The organism is Streptomyces sp. NPDC002537, from assembly GCF_053594975.1.
Genome location: NZ_JBSFWT010000034.1, coordinates 51893 through 74477, shown reverse-complemented (window position 1 = coordinate 74477; position 22585 = coordinate 51893). Strand labels below are relative to the sequence as shown.

Annotated in this window: 22 protein-coding genes and 2 pseudogenes; 12 read left to right on the top strand and 12 right to left on the bottom strand. The window is 73.7% G+C overall.

What is annotated here, in order from left to right; genetic code table 11:
* Window positions 1-103: pseudogene (locus tag ACWD4A_RS17640) on the top strand (hypothetical protein); the annotation flags it as partial.
* Here ACWD4A_RS17640 and ACWD4A_RS17635 read toward each other — a convergent pair.
* Both ACWD4A_RS17635 and ACWD4A_RS17630 read right to left on the bottom strand, forming a co-directional pair.
* A pseudogene (locus ACWD4A_RS17635) lies at window positions 94-579 on the bottom strand (NUDIX domain-containing protein); the annotation flags it as partial. The pseudogenes ACWD4A_RS17640 and ACWD4A_RS17635 overlap by 10 nt on opposite strands.
* Before the next feature lie 25 nt (window positions 580-604).
* Window positions 605-1489, bottom strand: a complete 885-nt coding sequence (locus tag ACWD4A_RS17630) for a DMT family transporter (protein WP_451194779.1) — start codon at window positions 1487-1489, stop codon at window positions 605-607.
* A gap of 310 nt (window positions 1490-1799) precedes the next feature.
* Here ACWD4A_RS17630 and ACWD4A_RS17625 point away from each other — a divergent pair, with 310 nt between their 5' ends.
* Together ACWD4A_RS17625 and ACWD4A_RS17620 are read left to right on the top strand one after the other, a co-directional pair.
* A complete protein-coding gene (locus ACWD4A_RS17625) occupies window positions 1800-2780 on the top strand; it encodes a hypothetical protein (protein ID WP_451194766.1) in 981 nt (326 codons plus the stop codon).
* A 62-nt stretch (window positions 2781-2842) separates the two neighbouring features.
* Entirely contained in the window at window positions 2843-4363 is a 1521-nt protein-coding gene (locus ACWD4A_RS17620; protein WP_451194764.1) for an APC family permease, read from the top strand.
* 7 nt (window positions 4364-4370) lie between these two features.
* On the opposite strand, the gene ACWD4A_RS17615 is transcribed toward ACWD4A_RS17620, so the two are convergent.
* Window positions 4371-4769 (bottom strand): (2Fe-2S) ferredoxin domain-containing protein, encoded by a 399-nt coding sequence (locus ACWD4A_RS17615; protein ID WP_451194762.1) that lies wholly within the window; start codon window positions 4767-4769, stop codon window positions 4371-4373.
* 44 nt (window positions 4770-4813) lie between these two features.
* On the opposite strand from ACWD4A_RS17615, the gene ddaH reads away from it, so the two are divergent.
* Complete coding sequence (gene ddaH / locus ACWD4A_RS17610) at window positions 4814-5581, top strand: dimethylargininase (protein WP_451194760.1); 768 nt, start codon at window positions 4814-4816, stop codon at window positions 5579-5581.
* A 6-nt stretch (window positions 5582-5587) separates the two neighbouring features.
* Here ddaH and ACWD4A_RS17605 read toward each other — a convergent pair whose 3' ends face one another.
* From ACWD4A_RS17605 to ACWD4A_RS17595, 3 genes are all read right to left on the bottom strand, one after another.
* The gene (locus ACWD4A_RS17605; RefSeq protein WP_451194758.1) at window positions 5588-6196 is read right to left on the bottom strand and encodes a TetR/AcrR family transcriptional regulator; all 609 of its coding nucleotides are present in this window, start codon (window positions 6194-6196) and stop codon (window positions 5588-5590) included.
* Window positions 6193-7884, bottom strand: coding sequence for a class I adenylate-forming enzyme family protein (locus ACWD4A_RS17600; protein ID WP_451194777.1), 1692 nt, complete (start codon window positions 7882-7884; stop codon window positions 6193-6195). The genes ACWD4A_RS17605 and ACWD4A_RS17600 overlap by 4 nt, the downstream gene beginning before the upstream one ends.
* A gap of 68 nt (window positions 7885-7952) precedes the next feature.
* Window positions 7953-8732 (bottom strand): SDR family oxidoreductase, encoded by a 780-nt coding sequence (locus ACWD4A_RS17595; RefSeq protein ID WP_451194756.1) that lies wholly within the window; start codon window positions 8730-8732, stop codon window positions 7953-7955.
* 189 nt (window positions 8733-8921) lie between these two features.
* Between ACWD4A_RS17595 and ACWD4A_RS17590 the strand changes: the two genes are divergently transcribed.
* The 6 genes from ACWD4A_RS17590 (at window position 8922) to ACWD4A_RS17565 (ending at window position 15229) form a co-directional block, all read left to right on the top strand.
* Window positions 8922-10268: an erythromycin esterase family protein gene (locus ACWD4A_RS17590; RefSeq protein WP_451194754.1), complete on the top strand. Its 1347-nt coding sequence runs from the start codon at window positions 8922-8924 to the stop codon at window positions 10266-10268.
* A 104-nt stretch (window positions 10269-10372) separates the two neighbouring features.
* Window positions 10373-11674: a serine-threonine protein kinase gene (locus tag ACWD4A_RS17585; protein ID WP_451194752.1), complete on the top strand. Its 1302-nt coding sequence runs from the start codon at window positions 10373-10375 to the stop codon at window positions 11672-11674.
* A gap of 115 nt (window positions 11675-11789) precedes the next feature.
* The gene (locus ACWD4A_RS17580; protein WP_451194750.1) at window positions 11790-12419 is read left to right on the top strand and encodes a TetR/AcrR family transcriptional regulator; all 630 of its coding nucleotides are present in this window, start codon (window positions 11790-11792) and stop codon (window positions 12417-12419) included.
* A 68-nt stretch (window positions 12420-12487) separates the two neighbouring features.
* Window positions 12488-13813, top strand: a complete 1326-nt coding sequence (gene hmgA / locus ACWD4A_RS17575; RefSeq protein ID WP_451194749.1) for a homogentisate 1,2-dioxygenase — start codon at window positions 12488-12490, stop codon at window positions 13811-13813.
* Window positions 13814-13853: 40 nt separating this feature from the next.
* The gene (locus ACWD4A_RS17570; protein WP_451194747.1) at window positions 13854-14603 is read left to right on the top strand and encodes a GntR family transcriptional regulator; all 750 of its coding nucleotides are present in this window, start codon (window positions 13854-13856) and stop codon (window positions 14601-14603) included.
* A 104-nt stretch (window positions 14604-14707) separates the two neighbouring features.
* Window positions 14708-15229: a DUF2165 domain-containing protein gene (locus ACWD4A_RS17565; protein ID WP_451194745.1), complete on the top strand. Its 522-nt coding sequence runs from the start codon at window positions 14708-14710 to the stop codon at window positions 15227-15229.
* A gap of 29 nt (window positions 15230-15258) precedes the next feature.
* Here the strand turns inward: ACWD4A_RS17565 and ACWD4A_RS17560 are convergent, their stop codons facing one another.
* From ACWD4A_RS17560 to ACWD4A_RS17550, 3 genes are all read right to left on the bottom strand, one after another.
* Window positions 15259-16350 carry a Zn-dependent alcohol dehydrogenase gene (locus ACWD4A_RS17560; RefSeq protein ID WP_451194743.1) on the bottom strand — a complete coding sequence of 364 codons (1092 nt, stop codon included), beginning with the start codon at window positions 16348-16350 and terminating at the stop codon, window positions 15259-15261.
* A gap of 62 nt (window positions 16351-16412) precedes the next feature.
* A complete protein-coding gene (locus ACWD4A_RS17555) occupies window positions 16413-17831 on the bottom strand; it encodes an aldehyde dehydrogenase family protein (RefSeq protein ID WP_451194741.1) in 1419 nt (472 codons plus the stop codon).
* Between the two features lie 128 nt (window positions 17832-17959).
* Window positions 17960-18430 carry a MaoC family dehydratase gene (locus tag ACWD4A_RS17550; RefSeq protein ID WP_451194739.1) on the bottom strand — a complete coding sequence of 157 codons (471 nt, stop codon included), beginning with the start codon at window positions 18428-18430 and terminating at the stop codon, window positions 17960-17962.
* Between the two features lie 71 nt (window positions 18431-18501).
* On the opposite strand from ACWD4A_RS17550, the gene soxR reads away from it, so the two are divergent.
* A complete protein-coding gene (soxR, locus tag ACWD4A_RS17545) occupies window positions 18502-18972 on the top strand; it encodes a redox-sensitive transcriptional activator SoxR (RefSeq protein WP_451194737.1) in 471 nt (156 codons plus the stop codon).
* Window positions 18973-19120: 148 nt separating this feature from the next.
* On the opposite strand, the gene ACWD4A_RS17540 is transcribed toward soxR, so the two are convergent.
* The gene (locus tag ACWD4A_RS17540; RefSeq protein ID WP_451194735.1) at window positions 19121-20563 is read right to left on the bottom strand and encodes an amidase; all 1443 of its coding nucleotides are present in this window, start codon (window positions 20561-20563) and stop codon (window positions 19121-19123) included.
* A gap of 90 nt (window positions 20564-20653) precedes the next feature.
* Window positions 20654-21265, bottom strand: a complete 612-nt coding sequence (locus ACWD4A_RS17535) for a hypothetical protein (RefSeq protein WP_451194733.1) — start codon at window positions 21263-21265, stop codon at window positions 20654-20656.
* A 599-nt stretch (window positions 21266-21864) separates the two neighbouring features.
* Between ACWD4A_RS17535 and ACWD4A_RS17530 the strand changes: the two genes are divergently transcribed.
* The gene (locus ACWD4A_RS17530; protein ID WP_451194731.1) at window positions 21865-22041 is read left to right on the top strand and encodes a hypothetical protein; all 177 of its coding nucleotides are present in this window, start codon (window positions 21865-21867) and stop codon (window positions 22039-22041) included.
* 261 nt (window positions 22042-22302) lie between these two features.
* On the opposite strand, the gene ACWD4A_RS17525 is transcribed toward ACWD4A_RS17530, so the two are convergent.
* A complete protein-coding gene (locus ACWD4A_RS17525) occupies window positions 22303-22566 on the bottom strand; it encodes a hypothetical protein (protein ID WP_451194729.1) in 264 nt (87 codons plus the stop codon).
* Window positions 22567-22585: the final 19 nt, after the last annotated feature.

Below are 22585 nucleotides of genomic sequence, written 5' to 3'. Positions count from 1 at the left end.
CGGCTTCGAGGTCCGAGACGTCCACCCGTCGCACTACGGCCGCATGTGCCCGATCGAGACGCCCGAAGGCCCGAACATCGGTCTGATCGGCTCGCGGCCGTCGGGTACCCACGGCCATTCCGGGAGCTTCGCCGCCAGCTCCTCCTCGGAGAGGAACGCGTGCCAGGCCACCTCCGAGACCTGCGGTGAGACCGCGGCATCGCAGCGGACCTCGTAGACGGCGGACCACCAGGACTGGCCCGGTGCGTCGTAGCGGAAGCGGAAGAGCGGGGTGGGGGCGGGGAGGCCGGTGACGCCGAGTTCCTCCTCGGCCTCGCGGAGGGCCGCCTCGTCGTAGGACTCGCCCGCCCCGACGACGCCGCCGACGAACATGTCGTAGTGCGAGGGGAAGACGAGCTTCTGCGCGGTACGGCGGTGGACGAAGATCCGGCCCGCCGCGTCCCGGGCCCGGACGAAGACGCAGCGGTGGCGCAGCCCCTTCGCGTAGGCCTCGCCGCGCGGGGCCCGTCCCACGACCCGGTCCTGCTCGTCGACGATGTCCAGCACCTCGTCCGCCGGTTGCGGTAGCTGATCGGTCATGGCCCCATCCAATCAGTGGGTCCGGTCAGTGGGGCTGGAGGTCGCGGACGCGGTCCGGTTCCGCGGCCCCGGACGGCATGGCCGGGTGCCGTCCGATCAGCACGATGCCGAGCACGATCGCCACCAGTCCCCCGGCCTCCCAGGCCAGCGCCCCGGGTGTCGTCCGCAGCCGGTCGCCCAGGAATCCCACGCCGCAGGCGATGCCCGCGAGGGGCTGGGCGGCGGTCAGCGCGGGCAGCGACAGCCGCAGCGGGGCCGTCTCGAAGGCGCTCTGCACCAGGACCAGCGCGGTGACGCCGAGCGCCAGCACCCCGTACGGCTGCCAGCTCACCACGAGCGAGGTCCAGCCGCCGTGGGACAGCCGCTGGCCGCTGACCCGGGTCAGGGCGTCCTGCACGCCGTAGAGCAGTCCGGCGGCCACGGCCAGCAGCGGGGCCTCCACGCTCATCCGGAGCCGTTTGGAGACCGTCGCGAGCAGCAGGGCCGTGCCCACCATCAGGCCGATGATCAGCCAGTGCCGCAGCGGGTCGGTGACGGAGTCGCCGCCGTGCGGGCGGCCCGCGACGATGAAGGCCGCGACCCCGCCGGCCAGCAGCCACAGCCCGCACCAGCCCGTGGCGCCCAGCGGCTGCCGGGTCCGCCAGCGGGAGAGGGCCATGGCGAACAGCAGGTTCGTCGCCAGCAGCGGCTCCACCAGGGAGACCTCGCCCCGCCCCAGCGCGATCGCGCCGAGGACCATGCCGGCGATCATCAGCGCGATGCCGACCAGCCATTGCGGCATCCTGACCAGGTCGAGCAGCAGCCGGATGGAGAGGAAATCGCTCATCGGTGCCCGTTGCGCGGCGCTCTGCTGGTAGACGAAGCCGATGCCCAGACAGCACGCCGCGCTCACGGCGAAGGCGAAGACCATCACGTCGCGCACCTCAAGACCATTCGGTCGTAGGGGACTTGACAGAAAAACGATAGCCGCCCTCTGGGCGGTGCGACGGTCGGGTACCCGCCTTTCGGCCGCCTATTACCCCCCGCGTTCCCCCCAATGAGGGATAGCACGCGCGCACGAAAGACGCCCGTCCGACCACCTTTAAGATCACTCTTGACTCGGACCAGTGACTACCGCTTTGCTGTGCGTGATTACCGTGCTCGACAACGACGCGGATGGCTGTGCGGACGCCTCGAACCGGCGCCCGGAGGGGACGTACGCCCGTGGAGGAAGCCCGCCGATGACTCCCCCACCCTTGGGCCGCCCCCGGAACAAGGACGGACCGGCCTTCGACCCCGCCCTGGACGACGCCGAACTCTGCTCCGCCCGTGACGCCCTGGCCCGCGGCCGCTGGACCGAGGCCCGCAACCTGCTCGCCGACACCGGTGACGACTGGGACCGCCGCGGCCACCGCCTCGTCGTCCTCGCCGAGGGCCCGGCCAGCAGCGCCTGGGCCCGGGAGTGGCAGCTCGCCGAGCCCGACAGCCCCGACGCCGCCGTCCTCCTCGCCTGCGCCACCGTCTTCCGGACGGTCCGCGGCCAGGAGATACCCGAGGTGGCCCGCGCCGCCTGTCTGACCGCCGCCCGGATGGCGCCCGCCGACCCGACCCCCTGGCTCGGCATCCTCGTCCTCGCCCGCCACACCGGCACCGACGACGAGCGGGTGCGCGCCTTCGACCAGGTGCGCGCCCGGCACCGCGACCACCATCACGCGCACCACCTGATGGCCGCCTGCCTCGCCGAGCACCAGGCCGACGACCGCGACGACCCGCTCCACGAGGTCTACGACTTCGCGTCCTGGGCCGCCGAGCAGGCCCCCGCCGACTCGCCCCTGGCCGTGCTCCCCGTCGTCGCCCACGCCGAGCGCTACCGCGTGCTGGCCCGTGCCGGGGTCGAGCCCCGCGACCCCGCGCGCTCCGGGCACTGGGCCACCCGGCGCGCCCGCCAGGTCATGAAGGCCGCCTTCGACTGGTGGCTGGAATGGGACGTCGACAATCCGGCGGACCCCGCCGGCCCGGCCGACGCCACCGCCCACCCCCGGCGCAAGGTCGACCTCAACTACCTCGCCCACGCCAAGCTGCACGAGGGCCGGCCCGCCGAGGCCGCCGCCCTGCTCACCCGCATCGGCCCGCATGCCACCCGCGCCCCCTGGTCGTACCCCGACCGGGACCCGCGCAAGGCGTTCCTGGCCGCGCGCCGCGCCGCGCTCGGCTCGGCGTAGACCGCCGCACCACCCGCACGCACGACCGCCCCGCTCATCCCCACGGGAAGGACGACTCCGCCATGCCGACGGGCACCACGAGCGAGATCAGCACGTTCAAGGGCCAGGAGAGACGGCTGCGCGCCGACCGGATAGGGCTGGCCGGGCTCCTGCTCTCCGTGGTCGCCGCCAACGCGCCGCTGATGGTGACGGCCGGTGTCATGGCCACCACCTACGGCACGATGGGCATCGTCGGCCAGCCCCTGCTCTTCGTCATCCTCGGGGTGGTGCTCACCCTCTTCAGCTTCGGCTACGCCGAGATGAGCCGCCACGTCCACAACGCCGGGGCGTTCTACGCCTACATCGCCCGCGGGCTCGGCGGCACCGCCGGGGCCGCCGCCTCCGTCGTCGCCCTGGTCGCCTACAGCGCCCTCCAGTTCGGCATCTACGGCATCTTCGGCTTCGAGGTCTCCGGGCTCCTCGACAAGCACCTGGGGGTCGGTGTCGCCTGGTGGGTGCCCGCCTTCGCCGCCGTCCTCCTCGTCGGCGTCCTCGGCTGGCTGAAGATAGACCTCAACGCCAAGGTCCTCGGCGTCCTGCTGCTGATCGAGTGCGTCATGATCGTCGTCTTCGACGTCGCGGGCCTCGGGAGCCCGGGGCCGGAGGGCGTCTCCTTCCACGCCTTCGACCCCGCGAGCCTCGGCGGCGGCGGGCTCGGCACCGCGCTGTGCTTCACCATCGCCGCGTTCGTCGGCTTCGAACAGGCCGCCGTCTACGCGGAGGAGACCAGCCGCCCGCAGGTCGTCGTCGCCCGGGTGACCTTCCTCGCCGTCGGCTTCGTCGCCCTCTTCTTCGCCGTCGGCTCCTGGGCGCTCGGCGTGGCCGCGGGCCCCGGCCGGGTCGTCGGCCTCGCCCAGGAACAGGGCCCGAACCTCCTCTTCGCCCTCACCGAGGAGCGGCTCGGCGGTGCCTTCACCGACGTCATGCACGTCTTCTACGTGACCGGCATGTTCGCCGCGATGCTCAGCTTCCACAACGTCGTCGCCCGCTACGCCTTCGCCATGGGCCGGGAGGGCCTGCTGCCCGCCGCCATGGGCCGGACGACCAAGGGCAGCGGGGCGCCCGCCCACGGCTCGCTGCTGCAGAGCGCCGTCTCCGTCCTCGCCGTGCTGCTCTGCGCGCTCACCGACGACAAGCCCGACGGCGACCCGACGGCCCCCATCGGGCGCCTGTTCACCTGGACCGGCAACGTGGGCGCCCTCGGCGTCATCGTGCTCATGGCCGCCGCGTCCGCCGCCGTCATCGCCTTCTTCGTACGGCGCGGGGCGGCCCGCGCCCAGGCGCCCCGGCTCATCGCCTCCGGCGTCGCCGGTCTCGCCCTCCTCGTCATCGCGGGCTTCGCCGTCCGGGACTTCGACGTGCTGCTCGGCTCCGACCCCGGCTCGGCCCTGCGCTGGATCCTGCCGGGCATCATCGGGGCGGCCGTCGTCGTCGGCCTCGTCTTCGGGCTCGTCCTCAAGTACGCGCGGCCCCGGGTGCACGCCGGGATCGGCCTGGGCAACGAGGCGTTCCAGCTGGAGAAGGCGGCCGCGGCCGCCGACTGAACTCCGCTCAGTCCTCCAGGTTCCTGCCCACCCGGCGCGAGACGGTGAACTCGTACAGGTCCAGCACGCCCGGGGGTTCCGCGAGGCCGGGGCCCCCGGCCCGTACCCAGGCCGCTATGTCGGCCAGCGCGTCGTCGTCGTTGACGAGCCCCAGCCACACCGGGCGGCCGCCCGCGGCGCGTCCGGCCGGGGACGGCTGAACGACCATCACATTCGCCTGGTCGCACACGTCCAGGCACTCCGAGGCCCGCACCTGTGCGGCCCCGTCCAGGGCGGCCCGCAGCCCGGCGATCTGCCCGGCGTGGTCGACGCCCGGCACCTTCCGGGGGTCGCCGCAGCAGCACCCGCGGCACACGGTGATCCGGCAGGGGGCGGGGGCGGGGCGGCGCGCGCGGTCGGAGATCATCCGGCAGATCATACGCAGCGGCCGCCGCTGCGGAGAGGAAACCCATGAACACCGGAACCGCCCTGGTCCGCCGCCCGGGTCCGCGCCTCGCCGAGGGCCTGGTCACCCACATCGAGCGCGAGCCCGTGGACACCGCGCTCGCCCTGCGGCAGTGGGAGGACTACTGCCGCGCGCTGCGCGACCACGGCTGGCGGACCGTCGAGGTACCGCCCGCGGACGACTGCCCGGACGCGGTGTTCGTCGAGGACGCCGTGGTCGTCTTCCGGGGCACCGCCCTCGTCGCCCGCTCCGGCGCGCCGTCCCGCCGCCCCGAGACCGACGGCGCCGCGCGGGCCGCCGCGGCCCTGGGGCTCGCCGTCCACCGCGTGAGCGCGCCCGGCACGCTCGACGGGGGCGACGTCCTGAAGACCGGCGACACCGTTCTCGTCGGCGAGAGCGGGCGCACCAACGCCGAGGGGATACGCCAACTGCGCGCCGTCTTCGAGCCGTTGGGCGCGCGCGTGGTGACCGTTCCGGTGCGGAAGGTGCTGCACCTGAAGTCGGCGGTCACCGCGCTGCCGGACGGCACGGTCATCGGCCGGCCGCCGCTCGTCGACGACCCGTCGGCCTTCCCCCGCTTCCTCCCCGTACCGGAGGAGCCCGGCGCGCACGTGGTGCTGCTCGGCGGGGACCGCGTCCTGCTCTCGTCGCGCGCCCCGCGGACCGCCGCCCTCCTGGCGGCGCGGGGACTGCGCCCGGTCCCGGTGGACATCGGCGAGTTCGAGAAGCTGGAGGGGTGCGTGACCTGCCTGTCGGTCCGCGTACGGGACTGACCCGGGCTACGGGCGCAGGGCCCTCATCAGCAGGTCGGCCAGGTGACCGGCGACCTGATCCGCCGTCAGGGCACCGTCGGGGCGGTACCAGTTGGCCAGGTGGTGGACGGAGCCGAAGTGGTAGTCCACCACCAGGTCCGCCGGGGTGACCGCGCTGAAGACGCCCGCGCGCTGGCCCTCCTCGACGAGGGCGCGGAAGCGCTCGTGGTAGCGGCGGCGTTCGGCGCGCACCTGCCGGTGCTTCTCGGGGCCCAGGTGGTGCATCGAGCGGAAGAAGATCTTGGTGTCGTCAAGGTTCTCGATCGTGGTGACGACGACGTCCGCGGCGGCGTCCCGCAGCCGGTGCTCCACGGGCGCGTCGGAGCCGGCGAAGGAGTCCAGGCGCTCCTGCTGGAGCCGCAGGACCCGCCCGTACACCTCATGCAGGAGGTCGTCCTTGGAGCCGAAGTAGTGGTAGAGGGCGCCCTTGGTGACGCCCGCGGCCTCGACGATCTCCTGCACGGACGTCCGGTCGTAGCCCTGGTCCGCGAAGAGCCGGGTGGCGGCGGCCAGCAGCCGTTGCGGTACAGGTCTCCCGCCGCCGTCGGTCGTTCCGGCCGTCGCCGTCCTGGTCATGCGCCGCCACCTGTCTTCCCTCGTCGTGCCCGGCCGGCCGCGTCCTCGCGCAGTTCCCGCCGGAGGATCTTGCCACTCGTCGTCTTGGGCAGGTCCGCCAGGACCCGGATCGCGCGCGGGACCTTGTACGCGGCGAGCCGCTCCCGGCAGTGCGCGATCAGCTCCGCGGGCTCGGGCCCGGTGCCGGGGCGGGCGCTGACGCAGGCCAGGACGGTCTCGCCGCGGTAGTCGTCCGGGACCCCGACGACGGCCGCCTCCCGGACGGCGGGGTGGGTGTAGAGGACGTCCTCGACCTCGCGGGGCCAGACCTTGAACCCGGCGGCGTTGATCATGTCCTTCTTGCGGTCGACCACGTACAGCCAGCCGTCGGGGTCCATGAAGCCGACGTCGCCGGTGCGCAGTTCGCCGCCGGGGAGGGCGGCGGCCGTCTCCCCGGGGCGCGCCCAGTAGCCCGGGACGACCTGCGGGCCGCTGACGACGATCTCGCCGTGCTCGCCGAACGGCACGTCCGCACCGTCCTCGTCCACGATGCGCACGAACGTGCCGGGGCCCGGCACACCGACGGCGAGGGTGCCGGAGGCCGGGTCGACGGGGGCCTCGGCGCCGGGCGGGACGGAGGCGGTGGTGGCGGTGGACTCGGTGAGGCCGTAGCCGTTGTGGAGGTACGGGCCGAAGGCGGCGCGGAACCGTTCGACGAGGGCGGGCGGCAGCGGGGCGCCCCCGGAGGAGAGCAGCCGGAACGACGCGAAGTGGTCGCGGCGGACGTCCGGGTGCGCCATGAGGGCCATGAACGCGGTCGGGGGGCCGATGGTGTAGGCGGGGCGGTGCTCCAGGAACGCGTCGAGCACGACCCCGGCGTCGAAGCGGTGGGCGAGCGCGAGCGTGCCGGAGTTGACCAGGCAGGAGCCGAGCTCGGCGACCATGCCGGTGATGTGGAAGAGCGGGGCGAGCGCGAAGTAGGTGGAGCCGTCGGGCAGTCCGGAGGCGATGCGGGCCCGCTCTGCGTTGTGGGCGATGTTGCCGTGGGTGTTGACGGCGCCCTTGGGGGCGCCGGTGGTACCCGAGGTGTAGCTGATGAGGGCGGGGTCGGCCGGCCCGAGGTCCGCCCCTGCGGGCGGCGGGGTCCCCGCGCGGGCGGCGGCGAGCAGGTCCTCGGCGCCCTCGGGCGGGGGCACGCGCCCACCGGGCAGCACCCGCGCGTCGTCACGCGTCTGGAGGCCGAACGGGCAGGCGGTGAGGGCGGTGTGCACGGCCGTCCCCGCCGTGGCGTCCCGCAGGAAGTCCGTCCAGGCGCGGTCCTGGCAGACGAGGGCGGTGGCCCCGGAGTCGGCGAGGATGTGCCGGACCTCGCCCGCCTTGTACATGGGGTTCATGGGGACGACGGTGCCGCCCGCCCTCCAGACGGCGAGGGCGGCGAGCACGAAGTGCGGGCCGTTCTGGAGCATGACGGCCGCCCGGTCGCCCCGGCGGAAGCCGCGGGCGGCGAGGTGACCGGCGAGCGCGCCGGACAGCTCGTCGGTCTCCCGGTAGGTCAGCCGCCCGTCGAAGTAGGCGAGGGCGTGCCGGTCCGGGGCGCGCCGGACGGTGGCCCGGAAGGCGTGCAGGACGGTGGGCGGCGGGGTGCCGGGGACCCGCTGGGCGGGGGTGAACCGCGCGAGCCAAGGGGCGTCCCGGCAGGCGCGGTTCATGGCATCGTCCGTGCCCTCGTTCGTGCCCTCGTTCATGGCATCGTTCGTGCCCTCGTCCACGGCATCGTTCATGTCATCCGGCCCTGGCCGGGGGCCTCTTCGAGCCTGCGCTGGAGGTGGTTCATGCCGCGCAGCCAGCGGTCGGGGTCGGTGGCGCGGGCCGCGTAGTAGTCGGCGACCTCGGGGTGCGGGAGGATCAGGAAGCGGCCCGCGGCCATGCCCTCGAACAGGGCGTCGGCGACCTGCGCGGGCTCGATGGCGGTGGGGACGAGCACGAGTTCCCCGGCCGCGCCGGTGCCGCGCAGCATGTCCGTACGGACGCCCTGCGGGCAGATGGCGTGCACGTCGATGCCGCAGTGGCGGTAGGTGAGGGAGAGCCATTCGGCGAAGGCGAAGGCGGCGTGCTTGGAGACGCTGTACGGCGCCGAACCGAGCATGGTGAGCAGCCCGGCGGCGGAGACGGTGGCGACGAACCGGCCGCTGCCGCGGTCCAGCCACTCGGGGAGCAGGTCGCGGGCGGCCCGTACGTGCGCCATGACGTTGACGTCCCAGGCGGCCTCCCACAGGTCCTCTTCGGCCTCGGGGCCGCCCGCGGGGGCGACACCGGCGTTGGCGCAGTAGATGTCGACCCGTCCGCCGAGCGCCTCGCGGGCCGCGGGGACCACCCCGGAGGCGTCCCCGGGCACCGCGGTGGCGCCGATCTCCTCGGCGACCGCGCGGGCCTTGCCGACGTCGAGGTCGTTGACCACGACGCGGGCGCCCTCGGCGGCGAATCTGCGGGCGAGCGCGGCGCCGATGCCGCCGCCCGCCCCGGTGACCACGACTCCCGCGTCCCGCACTGTGCCCACGCCCACGTCTCCCTCGCTCGGCTGCACGGGCAGACTAACCAGTCGGTATGTGACGGCGGAAGGGGGCGTCGGGCGCGGGGGGTGGGGCTGGCTCCACCCCGGGAAGGGGGGCGCACCGGATGGTGGCCGTCGCGCCCCGGAAAGGAGGGTGGCCAGGAGAGTTCCGATCGATCTCCTGGAGTGTTTCCCATGGTTTCCGCACGGCTTTCCCGCCGGTCCGCGCTCGCCCTCCCGCTGCTGGCCGCTCTGGGCGCGGCGGCGGCGGAGCGGCCCGCCGCGGCCCGGTCCGGTCCCGCCGACCCGGTGTCCGCCCTGGCCCGCGCCGCCCGTCCGCTGCGCACCACGGACCCCACGGGTGACTTGCGGGACCTGCGGCCGCTGGGTGCCATGGTGGGCGATGCCCGGGTGGTGGGGCTGGGCGAGGCCACGCACGGCTCGCACGAGTTCTTCGCCAACAAGCACCGCGTCTTCCGCTACCTCGTGGAGGAGAAGGGGTTCACCACCTTCGCCCTGGAGGCCAACTGGAGCACGGGCGTGCGGATCGACGACTACGTGGTGCACGGCAGGGGCGACATCCGGCAGATCATGCGGGAGGAGTTCCAGAACGCGTACCGCATGGAGAACAACCGCGAATACCTCGGCCTGATCGAGTGGATGCGCTCGTACAACTCCCGCCATGCGAAGAAGGTCCGGTTCATGGGGGACGACGCGGCCTACGCCGGGCCCGCGCTCTTCGACAAGGTGACCGACTACGTCCGTGCCCACCACCCCGCGCTGCTGCCCCGCTTCACCGAGCTGTACCGCATGCAGCGGCCCGCGCCCGGCACCAGTGTGGACAGTTCCATGAACGACCTCCTCGAGCGTCCGATGAGCGAGCGGCGCGCCATGGCCGACAACGCGCGCGAGGCCCTCGGCCTGCTGTCCCGGCAGCGCCCGGCCGGAAGCCGGGACGACTTCGCGTGGGCGGTGCAGCACGCGCGGGCCATCGTGCAGGCGGCGGGGATGTACGAGTTCGACCTGAACGACCCCGAGCAGGTCGCCGGCTGCATGCGCTACCGGGACGAGACGATGGCGGCCAACGTCGCCTGGTGGCAGGAGCGGACCGGCGACAGGATCCTGCTGTCCGCGCACAACGCGCATGTCTCGTACGTGACCGACGACCCGAAGAACTACCCCAAGATGCAAGGGGCGTTCCTGCGGGACCGGCTGGGCGCGCGCTATGTGAACGTCCGGCTCACCTTCGACGCGGGCTCCCTCAACGCCATGCAGGACGGGCAGCCCACCCGCGTCGTCACCGTCCCGCCGGCCGCGCCCGGCAGCAACGAGTACACGCTCGACAAGGTGCCGCACCGGAACTACGTCCTCGACATGCGGACGGCACCCGCCGCCGCGCGGGCCTGGCTGGACGTGGCACGGCCGACGCGCAACATCGGCACGGACTATCCGACGCCGGAGTATCTGACCGCGCTGGGCCGCGCGTACGACATTCTCATCCATCTCCACCGCATACGGGCGGCGGACCTCCTGGCTCCCTGAACCCCGCGCGGCACGGGAGTGTGAAACCGTGCCGTGCGGCTGGACAGGCCCCCTTGACAGCGGGACGATGCCGCGCACATCTGGCCGCACAAGGGGGACTTGCCATGCCGGGTACGCCGACGATGAGCGTGGAACCGTACTGGGAGCTGACGTTCGACGAGAACGGGGGTCCCGATCCGGCCGAACGGGACGCGCTCGTCCAAGGGCTCGCTCGACGGAACATCACCGACCTGGTGATGTTCTCGCACGGATGGAACAACAACCGGTCGACGGCGACCGCGCTGTACGACCGGTTCTTCGCCCCGTTCCCGGGCCTGCTCGCGGGGGCGGCGGGCGGCAGGCGGGTCGGGTACGCGGGGGTGATCTGGCCGTCGATGGACTTCCCCGACGAGCCGATCCCCCACCTCCCGGCCGCCGCCACAGCCTCCGGAGCGGGTCCGGCCGGGCTCGATCCGGTCACCCGGCAGGAGCTGGTCCGCGTCCTGCCGTGCGAGGCGGCGGTCGTGGACCGGCTGGCGGAGCTGCTCGCCCAACGCCCGGACGATCCGGCGCGGTTGGAGGAGTTCGTCTCGCTCGCCCGCGGGCTGGTCCCCGCGCAGCCGCCGGGGGTGACCGATCTGGGGCCGGGGCCGCTGCCTGCCATGCTCACCGCCGACCCCCGGCAGGTGTGCGGGGACTTCGCCTCGGCGCTGGCGGGCGCGGGCGCGCTGCCCGCCGAGCTGCTCGGCGGCGTCACGAGCGGTCTGAAGTGGCTGTGGCACGGCGCGTTCGAGCTGCTGCGGCAGATCTCGTACTACACGATGAAGCGGCGGGCGGGCACGGTCGGCCGGAACGGGCTCGGCCCGTTCCTCGGGCTCGTCCGCTCCGCCACCGGCCCGCGCGTGCATCTGGTCGGGCACAGCTTCGGCGCGCGCCTGGCGTCCTTCGCCCTGTCCGGGCTCCCGGACGGCGCCTCCCCGGTGGCCTCGGTGACCCTGCTGCAAGGGGCCTTCTCCCACTACGTGTTCGCACCGCGGCTGCCGTTCGCGACCGACCGCGGCGGCACGCTGAGCGGGCTCTACGACCGGGTCGACGGCCCGCTGGTGTGCTGCTATTCGAGCCATGACACGGCGCTCGGGGTGCTCTACCCGCTGGCGTCCATGGCGTCCGGCGACGACGACTCCGTGCTGGGCCTCGACGACTCCCGCTGGGGCGCGCTGGGCCACGACGGCATGCACGCCGTGGACGACTGCCCCGATCTCTCCCTCGCCGAGGCCCTCCAGGGCGCCCTCCCGTCGAGCGGCTGCGTCAACGTGGACACGTCGGCGGTCGTCTGCCACGGTGGCCCGCCGACGGGCGCGCACAGCGACATCTGCCACGAGGAACTGGCGAGGGTGGTGCTGCTGGCGGGCGGGCTGGTGCGGTGACGACGATCGCGCGAAGCGGAGCGTCCCATCCCTAAGCGATCGCTCAGCGGCGGGCGATAGGGTGGGCGTCCCGCACGCGGAGCGGCCGCGGCGGGGCCGGAGAACGGGGCTGCGGATGAGTGCGGGGGCGGAGTACGGCGAGGAGTGGGCGGACGTCACCCCGGAGGCCGCGCGGCGGCTGGTCAAGGCCGCCGTGGCCGCGTTCGCGGAGCGCGGCTACCACGCCACCACCACCCGTGACATCGCCGGCCGCGCGGGCATGAGCCCCGCCGCGCTCTACATCCACTACCGGACGAAGGAAGAGCTGCTCTACCGGATCAGCGGCGTCGGCCACCGGCTCGCGCTCGGCATCCTCCGGCGGGAGCGGGACCGCGACGGCACGCCCGCCGAGCGCCTGGCCGCCGCCGTACGGGCCTTCGTCCGCTGGCACGCCGAGCACCACACGACCGCCCGCGTGGTGCAGTACGAGCTGCAGGCGCTCGGCGAGGAGCACTACGCGGAGATCGTCGGGCTGCGCCGGGAGACGGACGCCGCGGTCCGCGCCATCGTCGAGGACGGGGTCGCGGCGGGCGACTTCGACGTCCCCGACGTGCCCGGCACCGCGCTCGCCGTCCTCTCCCTGTGCATCGACGTCGCCCGCTGGTTCAACTCCGAGGGCAAGCGCTCCCCGGACGAGGTCGGCGAGCTCTACGCCGACCTCGTCCTCCGCATGGTCGGCCACACCGGCGCCACGCCCCGCCCCTGATCCATTGACGCGCCCGGCCCGGAATCCTACGGTCTCCCATAGGAATCCATCGGCGCTGGGAGCACGCGATGAGCGATACGGGCAACGAGCAGGCCCGGAAGTCCGCCGAAGCACTGGCCTACTCGACCGGTTTCGGCAACGAGCACAGCAGCGAGGCCGTTCCCGGAGCGCTGCCGCACGGGCGGAACGCGCCGCAGCGGGCCCCGCTCGGGCTGTACGCGGAGCAGCTGAGCGGCACCGCGTTCACCGAGCCCCGGCACAGCAACCGGCGTTCGTGGCTCTACCGCGTCCGGCCCTCCGCGGCGCACCCGCCGTTCACCCGGATCGACAACGGCCACCTCGACGGCGCCCCCTTCACCGACTCCGCGCCCGACCCCAACCGGCTGCGCTGGAACCCGCTGCCCGACCCCGCCGAGGGCACCGACTTCGTCGCCGGGCTGTGGACGCTGGGCGGCAACGGCGACGCCACCCAGCGCACCGGCATGGCCGTGCACCTCTACGCGGCCAACGCCTCGATGACGGACCGCGTGTTCAGCGACGCGGACGGCGAGCTGCTCATCGTCCCCGAGCGCGGCGGGCTGCTGCTGCGCACCGAGTTCGGGCTGCTGCGCGCCGAGCCCGGCCATGTGGCGCTGATCCCGCGCGGCGTGCGGTTCCGGGTGGAGCTGCTGGACGGGTCCGCCCGCGGCTACGTCTGCGAGAACTACGGGCAGCCGTTCGTCCTCCCGGAGCTCGGGCCGATCGGCGCCAACGGGCTGGCGAACGCCCGGGACTTCCTCGCCCCGGTCGCCGCGTACGAGGACGTCGAGCGCCCGGTGGAGGTGATCAACAAGTTCTGCGGCAACCTCTGGTCGGCGACCTACGACCACTCGCCGCTGGACGTCGTGGCCTGGCACGGCAACCTCGTCCCGTACGTCTACGACCTGCGCCGCTTCAACGTCATCGGGACGATCAGCTACGACCACCCGGACCCGTCGATCTTCACCGTGCTCACCTCCCCGTCGGACACCCCGGGGCTCGCGGGCGTGGACTTCGTGGTCTTCGCGCCACGCTGGCTGGTGGGCGAGGACACCTTCCGCCCGCCGTACTTCCACCGGAACGTGATGAGCGAGTACATGGGCCTGATCGAGGGCGCGTACGACGCGAAGGCGGAGGGCTTCCTGCCGGGCGGCGGCTCGCTGCACAACATGATGTCGGCCCACGGGCCGGACCGGGAGACCTTCGACCGGGCGAGCGCGGCGGAGCTCCGGCCGCAGAAGGTGGACAACGGGCTGGCCTTCATGTTCGAGACGCGCTGGCCGATCACCACCACCGCCCGGGCCCGGACCGCGGACCACCTTCAGGTGGGTTACGACGGTGTGTGGCAAGGTCTGGAGCGCCATTACCGCCGGTGATGGTCCACCAGCCGCCGTAGCCGTAGAGCCGGAGCCATCCGTGACCACCTTCGCCCCCGACTCCGTCGCGCTCAACCGGAAGCTGCCGCTCTGGTATCAGGTGTCGCAGTCGCTGCGTGCCTCGATACTCGGGCGCAGCGCCGGTGCGCCGCTGCGGCTGCCCACCGAGGACGCCCTCGCCGCGCACTACGGCGTGAGCGTCCTCACCATGCGGCAGGCGCTCAAGGAGCTGGAGGCGGAGGGGCTGATCAGCAGGCACCGGCGGCGCGGCACGTTCATCGAGCCGAGCGCCCGGCGGGGTTCCCCGGTGCGGCTGCTCGGCTCGGTCGACGCCATCGTGGCCCAGCAGTCGGGCGAGCGGACGGAGATCCTGGCGCACGGCCCCACGAAGGTGCCGGGCGAACTGGCGGAGCACTTCCCGGACCTGGACGAGGCGGTCGCCTTCCGGCGGCTGCGCTGCGACGAGCACACGGGCGAGCCCACCAACTGGGCGGAGAACCTGGTGCGCCCCGAACTCGCCGGGCGCGTCGACCTGGCCGATCTCGCCCGCTGGCCGATGACCAAGGTGCTGCGCGATGTGGTGGGCGTGCGCATCAGCCGCATCACGGACCATGTCGAGGCACGCCTGGCGGACCCGGAGACGGCGCGGCTGCTCCAAGTGCCGCTGCTCAGCCCGATCCTGCACTGCACGGGGGTCACCTACGACGAGGACGGCCGGGTGGTGGACGTGGCCCGGATCCACTACCGGGGCGACCGCTTCTCCTTCACGGTGACGATGGACGCGCGCTGACCCCCTAAACACGGGGAGAACCGCCGGTCAGCGCGTATCCCACGTCCTGTGCGGGCACGTATCCGGCAGGGGCTGGCCGAAAAGTGCGGGTGGGAGGTCGGACGGTGAACAACTGGCAGGAACGAGCCGGGCGGTGGGGCACGCTGCCGGTCGCGGCGGCGGTACTGACCGGGACCGTGGCGCTGTACATCGCGCTCGTCGCTTTCGGCAACATGACGGACTTCGACACGAACCGGGAGTTCGTCCGGCACGTCATGGCGATGGACACGACGTTCAAGGACGACGACCTGATGTGGCGGGCCGTCACGGATCACGCGCTCCAGGACATCGTCTATGTCGCGATCATCATCTGGGAGACGCTCGCCGCACTGGTGCTGATCGCGGGAACCGTGCTGTGGCTGCGCGGGCGCCCGGACCGCCGGGCGGCCCGGCGGGTCAGCACGCTGGGCCTGGTGATGCTCATGCTGCTGTTCGGGGCGGGCTTCATCGCCGTCGGCGGCGAGTGGTTCGCCATGTGGCAGTCGGCCAAGTGGAACGGCCTCCAGGCCGCCACGCGCATCGTGGCCCTGGCGACTCTGGCACTCCTGGTGATCCAGTTGCCGGGAAGGGAGCGGGGCGAGAAGTAGCGGGGGTGCCCTGGCCGCCGGCCGGGTTCTCAGGCGCCCGGAAAGACCACCAGGGTCCGCCCGCCCCGCCCGGCCGTCATGTCGGCGAACGCCTCCGGGATGCCGTCGAGCCCGATGCGCCCGGTGACCATGGCGGACAGGTCGAACCGGCCCGCGCGGACGTGTCCGGCGATGACGGGGAGGTCCTTCGCGGGGTCGCTGTTGCCGTACACGCAGCCGGAGAGCGTCCGGCCGAAGTGGAAGAGCTCCAGCGCGGTGAAGGTCACCCGCTGGTCCTTGCCGCCGATGCCGACGACCGTGGTGCGGCCGCCCCGGCGGGTGGACGACCAGGCGGTGCGGATGGCGTCGGCGCGGCCCGCGCACTCGACGGCCACGTCCGCGCCGTGGCCGCCGGTGAGCGCGCGGACGCGCTTGGCGGTGGTGTCGTCGGCGACGAGGAAGTCGGTGGCACCGGCGGCACGGGCCAGTTCCTCCTTCTCCGGTGACACGTCGACGGCGACGATCGTCCCGGCGCCGGCGATCCGCGCCGACTGGAGGGCGGCCAGGCCCACTCCGCCGATGCCGTGGACGGCGACGGACTCGCCGGTGCGGACCCGCGCGGAGTGGTGCACCGCGCCGTAGCCGGTGAGCACAGCGCAGCCCAGCAGCGCCGCCTCCGCCAGGGGCACGCCGTCCGGGAGCGGCAGGGCGGCGCTCGCCGCGACGACGGTCTCCTCGGCGAAGACGGCGGTGCCCAGACCGGGGTAGAGGGCGGTGCCGTCGTCGGTGAGCGTGGCGTACGGCACGGTGGCCGAGGCGCCCGTGCCCGCGCACAGCCAGGGTTCGCCGAGCCCGCAGAAGTGACAGCCGCCGCAGGAGGGCGCCCAGTTGAGCACGACCCGGTCGCCGGGCGCCACCTGGGTGACGCCCTCGCCGACGGCGGTGACGGTGCCCGCGCCCTCGTGCCCCAGGACGGCGGGCACCGGCTGGCGCAGGGTGCCGTCGGAGAGCGAGAGGTCCGAGTGGCAGACCCCGGCGGCGGCGAGCCTGATCCGCACCTGCCCGGGACCGGGCGCGGGCAGCTCGATCCCGGCGATCCGGAGCGGGGCGCCCACGGCGGGCAGTACGGCGGCGCGGACCATGGTCGGTCCTTCCTCTGCGGGGGTGGCGGGCCGGTCCCGGCTGGAACCGGGCCGGAACCGGGCTAGAACTGGAGCGACTTGGTCTGGAGGTACTCCGCCAGGCCGTGCGGGCCCAGTTCGCGGCCGACGCCCGACTGCTTGTAACCGCCGAAGGGGGCGAGGATGTTGAAGCCGCCGCCGTTGATCTCGACCTGCCCGGCCTCCAGCCGCCGTCCGAACGCGGCGGCCGTACTCTCATCGGCCGCCCAGACGGCCGCGGCCAGGCCGTAGACCGTGCCGTTGGCGATGCGCAGGGCCTCGTCCTCGTCCCGGTACTTGATGACGGAGATCACCGGGCCGAAGATCTCCTCCTGGGCGATCGTCATCTCCGGGGTGACGTCGGCGAAGACCGTCGGGCGGACGAAGTAGCCCTTCTCCCGGCCCTCCGGCGCCGCGGAGCCGCCGACGACCAGGCGGGCGCCCTCCTCGACGCCCTTGTCGATGTAGCCGCGGACCCGGGCGTGCTGCTTGGCGTTGACGAGCGGGCCGACGCGGACCTCGGGGTCGGTGGGGTCGCCGGGCGCGAACGAGGCGACCGCGGCGGCCGCGAGGGAGACCGCCTCCTCGTACTGGTCGGCGTGCACGAGCAGCCGGGTCAGGGCGTTGCAGGACTGGCCGGTGTTGCGGCACACGTCGGCCACGTTGGCGGCGACGGCCTTCGCCAGGTCGGCGCCGGGGAGGACGACGTTGGCCGACTTGCCGCCCAGTTCGAGGGCCAGGCGCTTGACCGAGCCGCCCGCGATCGCGCCGATCCGCTTGCCGACGGCGGTCGAACCGGTGAAGGAGACCAGGTCGACGCCCGGGTGCTCGGCGAGCGCCTGGCCGGCGACCGGGCCCAGGCCGGTGACGAGGTTGAAGACGCCCGCCGGGACCTCCGCCGCGGCCACGCACTCCGCGAACAGCTGCGCGGTGAGCGGGGTGTCCTCGGCGGGCTTGAGGACGACCGTGCACCCGGCCACCAGCGCGGGCGCCACCTTGTTCACGATCTGGTGCAGCGGATAGTTCCAGGGCGTGATCGCGCCGACGACACCGACCGGCTCGTGGAACACCGTGGAGTTGCCGATCCGCTCCTCGAACGGGTATGTGGCCGCGAGCTCCGCGTACGAGCCGGAGACGGCGATCGGCACCCCGGTCTGCACACGCCGGGCGAAGCCGACGGGCGCGCCGAGCTCGGCGGTGATGGTGGCCACGAACTCGTCCTGCCGGGCGACGAGCCGGTCGCGCAGCGCGGCGACGTACTCGCCCCGGCGCGCGGGCGGGGTGGCCGCCCAGCCGGGCAGCGCGGCACGGGCCGCGGCCACCGCGGCGTCGACGTCCTCGGCGGAACCGGCGGGCACGCTGCCGATGACCTGCTCGTCGGCCGGGTTGAGGACCTCGATCGTGCCCGTCCCGGCAGCGGGCCGCCAGCTGCCGTCGATGTACATGCCGTCGTGCGCGATCACGGGCCATCTCCCTGCGGTGTCGGTGCCTCGGCGCGGATACGGACCCTCCGGATCCGCCACCGCCCCTACCTGCCGCCCCAACCTAACGCCGGGGGTCGCGGGTCACCAGAGGCCCCCCGGCCGACCTGTCACCAGCTGAAGCGGCTCACCGACTCCGCCACGCACACCGGCTTCGCGCCGCCCTCGCGCTCGACCGTCACCACGGTGGTGAGCTGGACGCCGCCCTCGACCTCCGCCACCCCGGTGACGGTCGCCCGCGCCCGCAGCCGGGAGCCGACCGGGACGGGGGCGGGGAAACGGACCTTGTTCAGGCCGTAGTTGATGCCCATCGTCACACCGTCCACCCGCATCAGCATCGGCACCAGGGACGGCAGCAGCGACAGGGTGAGGTAGCCGTGCGCGATGGTCGTCCCGAACGGGCCCGCCGCCGCGCGCTCCGGGTCCACGTGGATCCACTGGTGGTCCCCGGTGGCCTCCGCGAAGAGGTCGATCCGCTTCTGGTCCACTTCCAGCCAGTCGCTCGGTCCGAGCTCCTCGCCGACCGCCGACCGCAGTTCGTCGAGCGAGGAGAAGATCCGGGGCTCCGCCGTACCGCTCATACCGCTGCCTCCCAAGGCTTCTAAGCGCTTGCTCAGGATGGTACGCCCGGCGGTGCCGTAAGGTCGGGCCCGTGCCGCAGATTTGCCAGAACGTCCAAGAGCTCACCGTCGGACAGCTGTCCGCGCGCAGCGGTGCCGCCGTCTCCGCCCTGCACTTCTACGAGTCCAAGGGCCTGATCGGCAGCCGCCGCACCTCGGGCAACCAGCGCCGCTACGACCGTGACGCGCTGCGCCGCGTCGCCTTCATCCGGGCCGCGCAGCGCGTCGGCATCCCGCTGGCCACCGTCCGGGAGGCGCTCGCCGAGCTGCCCGACGGGCGGACGCCCAACCGGGAGGACTGGGCGCGGCTTTCGGAGCTGTGGCGAGCGGAGCTCGACCAGCGGATCGAGCAGCTCGCGCGGCTGCGGGACCACTTGGACGACTGCATCGGGTGCGGGTGCCTCTCCCTGAAGAGCTGCGTCCTGTCCAACCCGGACGACGCCATAGGAAAGGTCATCACCGGCTCCCGTCTCCTGGGCGAGCGCCGCGCGTCGGACGGCTGAGCGCTTCGCCGGAAGTCCGGTACGTCGTCTGCGGGTGCGTCGTGGCTGGTCGCGCCTACGCGGCAGAGCCGCAGATCGACGCTTCCCCGCGCCCCTTCGGGGCGCTGCCGAATCGCACCGGACTTCGCCAAGCCCGCTCAGCCCGCCCTCACCACACCGACGGCCGGCGGCCGGCCCACGGCCTGGCCGATTCCAGCTGCGCCGACAGGGAGATCAGCGTCGCCTCGTCCCCGTACCGCCCGGCGAGCTGGACGCCGATCGGCAGCCCCGCCGCGGTCCAGTGCAGCGGCACGCTCACCGCGGGCTGCCCCGTCGCGTTGTACAGCGGGGTGAACGGCGTGAAGGGGACCACGCCCGCGAACTCCGCCGCCGGGTCGGCGTCGTTGCGCAGCGCCCCCACCGGCAGCGGCGGCTGGGCGAGGGTCGGGGTGAGGAGCACGTCGTAGCCGGTGCCGGGCGGCTGGAGCCCGTCGGCGACCAGCTGCGTCACCTTCCGCAGGCCGTACAGCGCGCGGGCGAACTCCGGCCCGCCCACCCGCTCGCCCTGCCCGCGCAGATGGCGGGTGAGCGGCCGCAGCAGCTCCTCGCGGCCCTCCGGCACCGGGGCGAGCGTCGCGACCACCTTCCACAGGGCGACGAACGCCTCGCCGAGGGCGGGGTCGGCGGGCAGCGCCAGCTCCTCCACCTCGTGACCGAGCTCCCGCAGCAGCGCCGCCGCCGCGTCGGCCGCCGCCTCGCACTCGGGGTGCACCTCCACCCCCGGCACCGGGGTGCCCGTGAGCCGGACCACCCGGAGCGGCCGCGGCGCGCGGCGCGCGTGGTCCGCGAAGGTCTCGCCCGGCGGCAGCGGGGGCGCGGTGTACGGGTCGCCGGACTCCGGGCCCGCGAACAGGTCGAGAAGGGCCGCCGCGTCGGCGACCGTACGGGCCAGCGGCCCCGCGGTGATGAGCCCGGTGACGTCGTGCAGGACGGGACCGGAGCTCACTCTGCCCCGGCTGGGCTTGATCCCGAAGAGCCCGCACACCGAGGCCGGGATGCGGATGGAGCCGCCGCCGTCGCTGGCGTGCGCGAGCGGCGCGAGCCCGGCGGCCACCGCGGCGGCCGCCCCGCCGCTCGAACCGCCCGCCGACCGCGCGAGGTCCCACGGGGTGCGGGCGGGCGGCGCGATGTCGTTCTCCGTGTGCGGAGGCAGCCCGAACTCGGGGGTGTTGGTCTTGCCCAGCAGGATCGTGCCCGCCCTGCACAGCCGGGTGACCACGTGGTCGTCCACGGCCGGTATATGGTCCGTCAGCGCGGCCGACCCCATCGTGCAGCGCACGCCCGCCACGAAGTTGAGGTCCTTCACCGGCACCGGCACGCCGTGCAGCGGGGGCAGCACGCGGCCCTCCCGGCGCGCGGCCGCCGCTTCGCTCTCGGCGTCGGCCGCCTGTTTGCGGGCGACCTCGGGGGTGACGGTGATGAACGCGCCCACCGAGGCGTCCAGCCGGTCGATGCGCTCCAGATAATGCTCGGTCAGCTCGACGGGCGACACCCGCCCCGCCCGTACGGCCTCGCCCTGCTCCAGTGCGGTCAGATCGTGCAGCTGTGCCATGCCGTCCGCCTTCTCGTCGTCCGGAAGAGCCGTGTGCGCCGCATCCTCGCACCGCGGACGGCCGTCGGTCACCACCCCCTGCTCCAACGGTCAGACGGCCGCGTACCGTTCCTCGAACGCGCGGCGGCGCGCGGCGGCCAGCGCCGCGGCAGTGAGCACGGGCACCGGCACGACGATGCCGCAGTCCGTGCAGACGGGCCCCTCGGAGGGGTAGCGCGCCAGGTCGGAACGCCATTCGAGCCGCTCCTGGCAGCAGACCGGGCAGGCGTCCCCGGGGCCCGCCTCCATCGCGGCGATCACCCGGCGCAGGACATCGGCGAGGCGCGGTGCCGGGTACGCCGTGGGGCTCACACAGGGCACGACGTCACAGCCGCCCCAGGTGTTGCGGTGCCAGTCGTCGACCGTGCTCGGCTGGCGGATTCCGTCGTGCTTCTCGCGCTTGCGGCGGTCGGCGAACGACGCCTCGTAGGCCAGCCAGACCGCGCGGGCCTCCTCCAGTTCGGTCAGTGCGGCGATCAGCCGGGCCGGGTCGGGCGCACGGTCGTCCGGGGCGAGCCCGGCCAGCCCGCACAGGTGGTGCCAGGTCGCCCGGTGCCCGTACGGGGCAAAGCGTTCGAGGCATTTGCGCAGGGATGTCCGTCGCAAGGCGATGGTATTCCGTGGATTGCGCACCTCTCGTGCGAGTGCTCTGAAACCTGCCACTGCATCCCACCTCCGACAGCGCGGACTCGGATCGACATGGAAGGGACGTATCGCGCGGCGATTCGGATCCCTCCGGATCCCCCGGGCGCTCGACGTCACGATTCCGCTTCTGCTACCCCGAAGTCACGGACGGATGTGGGACAGGTGGGAATTTGCGCCAGTCCCGGCCGGGCGAGCGGGCGGGAGCGGAGCGACCGACGGATCGGGGAGGACGGTCCCGTGACCACCGACGCACCCCTGCCGGCCGGCCTCCTGCCCTGGTCCGTGCCCCCGCTGCGGACGGGCCGGGCCTGGGTGACGGCGCCCGGCACCACGTCGCCGCGGGCACGTCGGGCCGCGCTCGCCGGGGCCACGGCGGAGGACCGCACCATGCTCTTCCGTCAGGACGTGTGGGAGAAAGGGGTCGCGCTCGGCCGCCGCGCGCTGCGGCCGCACACCCGGGGCGCGCGGTGCGCCCTCACACCGGGCGAACGCCCCCGGCCATACATACGGTCCGCCCGGGAGCCCGGCGTACGGCCCGGCCGAGGAGGCGCTGCTACTGGGGAGGACGACCGGATCGCACCGGCGCCGACGAGCGGCTGCCGGCGAGCTGGTTCGCGGTGCGCACGGAACCACTGGAGGCCCTGCGGCCCGTCGGCCGACCGCCGCGGTGGACGTCCGAGCCGCTGGAACCGGTCACGGTGCCGCCCCTGCCGGCGGAGCTGGACGCTCGGCGCCCGGCCTCCGTGCTGGACCATCAGGAGGAGCGGCCGGAGGGTCGGTTCGCACTGCTGTGAGCCCGACGGCCAAGGGCACCGCGTCCGGCGGCGCCGGGATGGTCGGCGGTACTGCCGGCGGTCTTCGTGCCGCTGCCGGTGCGGCGCTACGGGCGCGCCGCGTAAGACGCCTCAGCCCCGCCCGAACACGCCGGTGACACGACTCCGCCGCGTGGGGGCGAGCCCCCACGCGGCGTACGTGATGCACTGCGGGAAGGGGCGGGGCTGGGGAAAGAAACCCCGCTCAGGGTACGGGCGACGCGATCCGGGCCGGGGTCCGCGTCAGTCGTGGTTGCCGAAGAGGGAGCGGCGCAGCCGCTTGAGCGGGGCCAGCAGCGAGACCTTGGCCGTCCTGCTCTGCTTGACGGTCACGCGGTCACGCGCCGTCAGCTCACGCATCAGCAGGGTCGCGCCCTCGACCTCCCCCTGGGGCAGGGCGGGTCCGCCCAGCACCGCGAGATGGCGGTCGAGGCGCGCACTGGTCGCGCCACTGTTACAGCTGATGGCAGGCACTCGTGCCCTGCCGCGCATTGCTATCTGATCCATCGAAGACTCCCCACCCGTA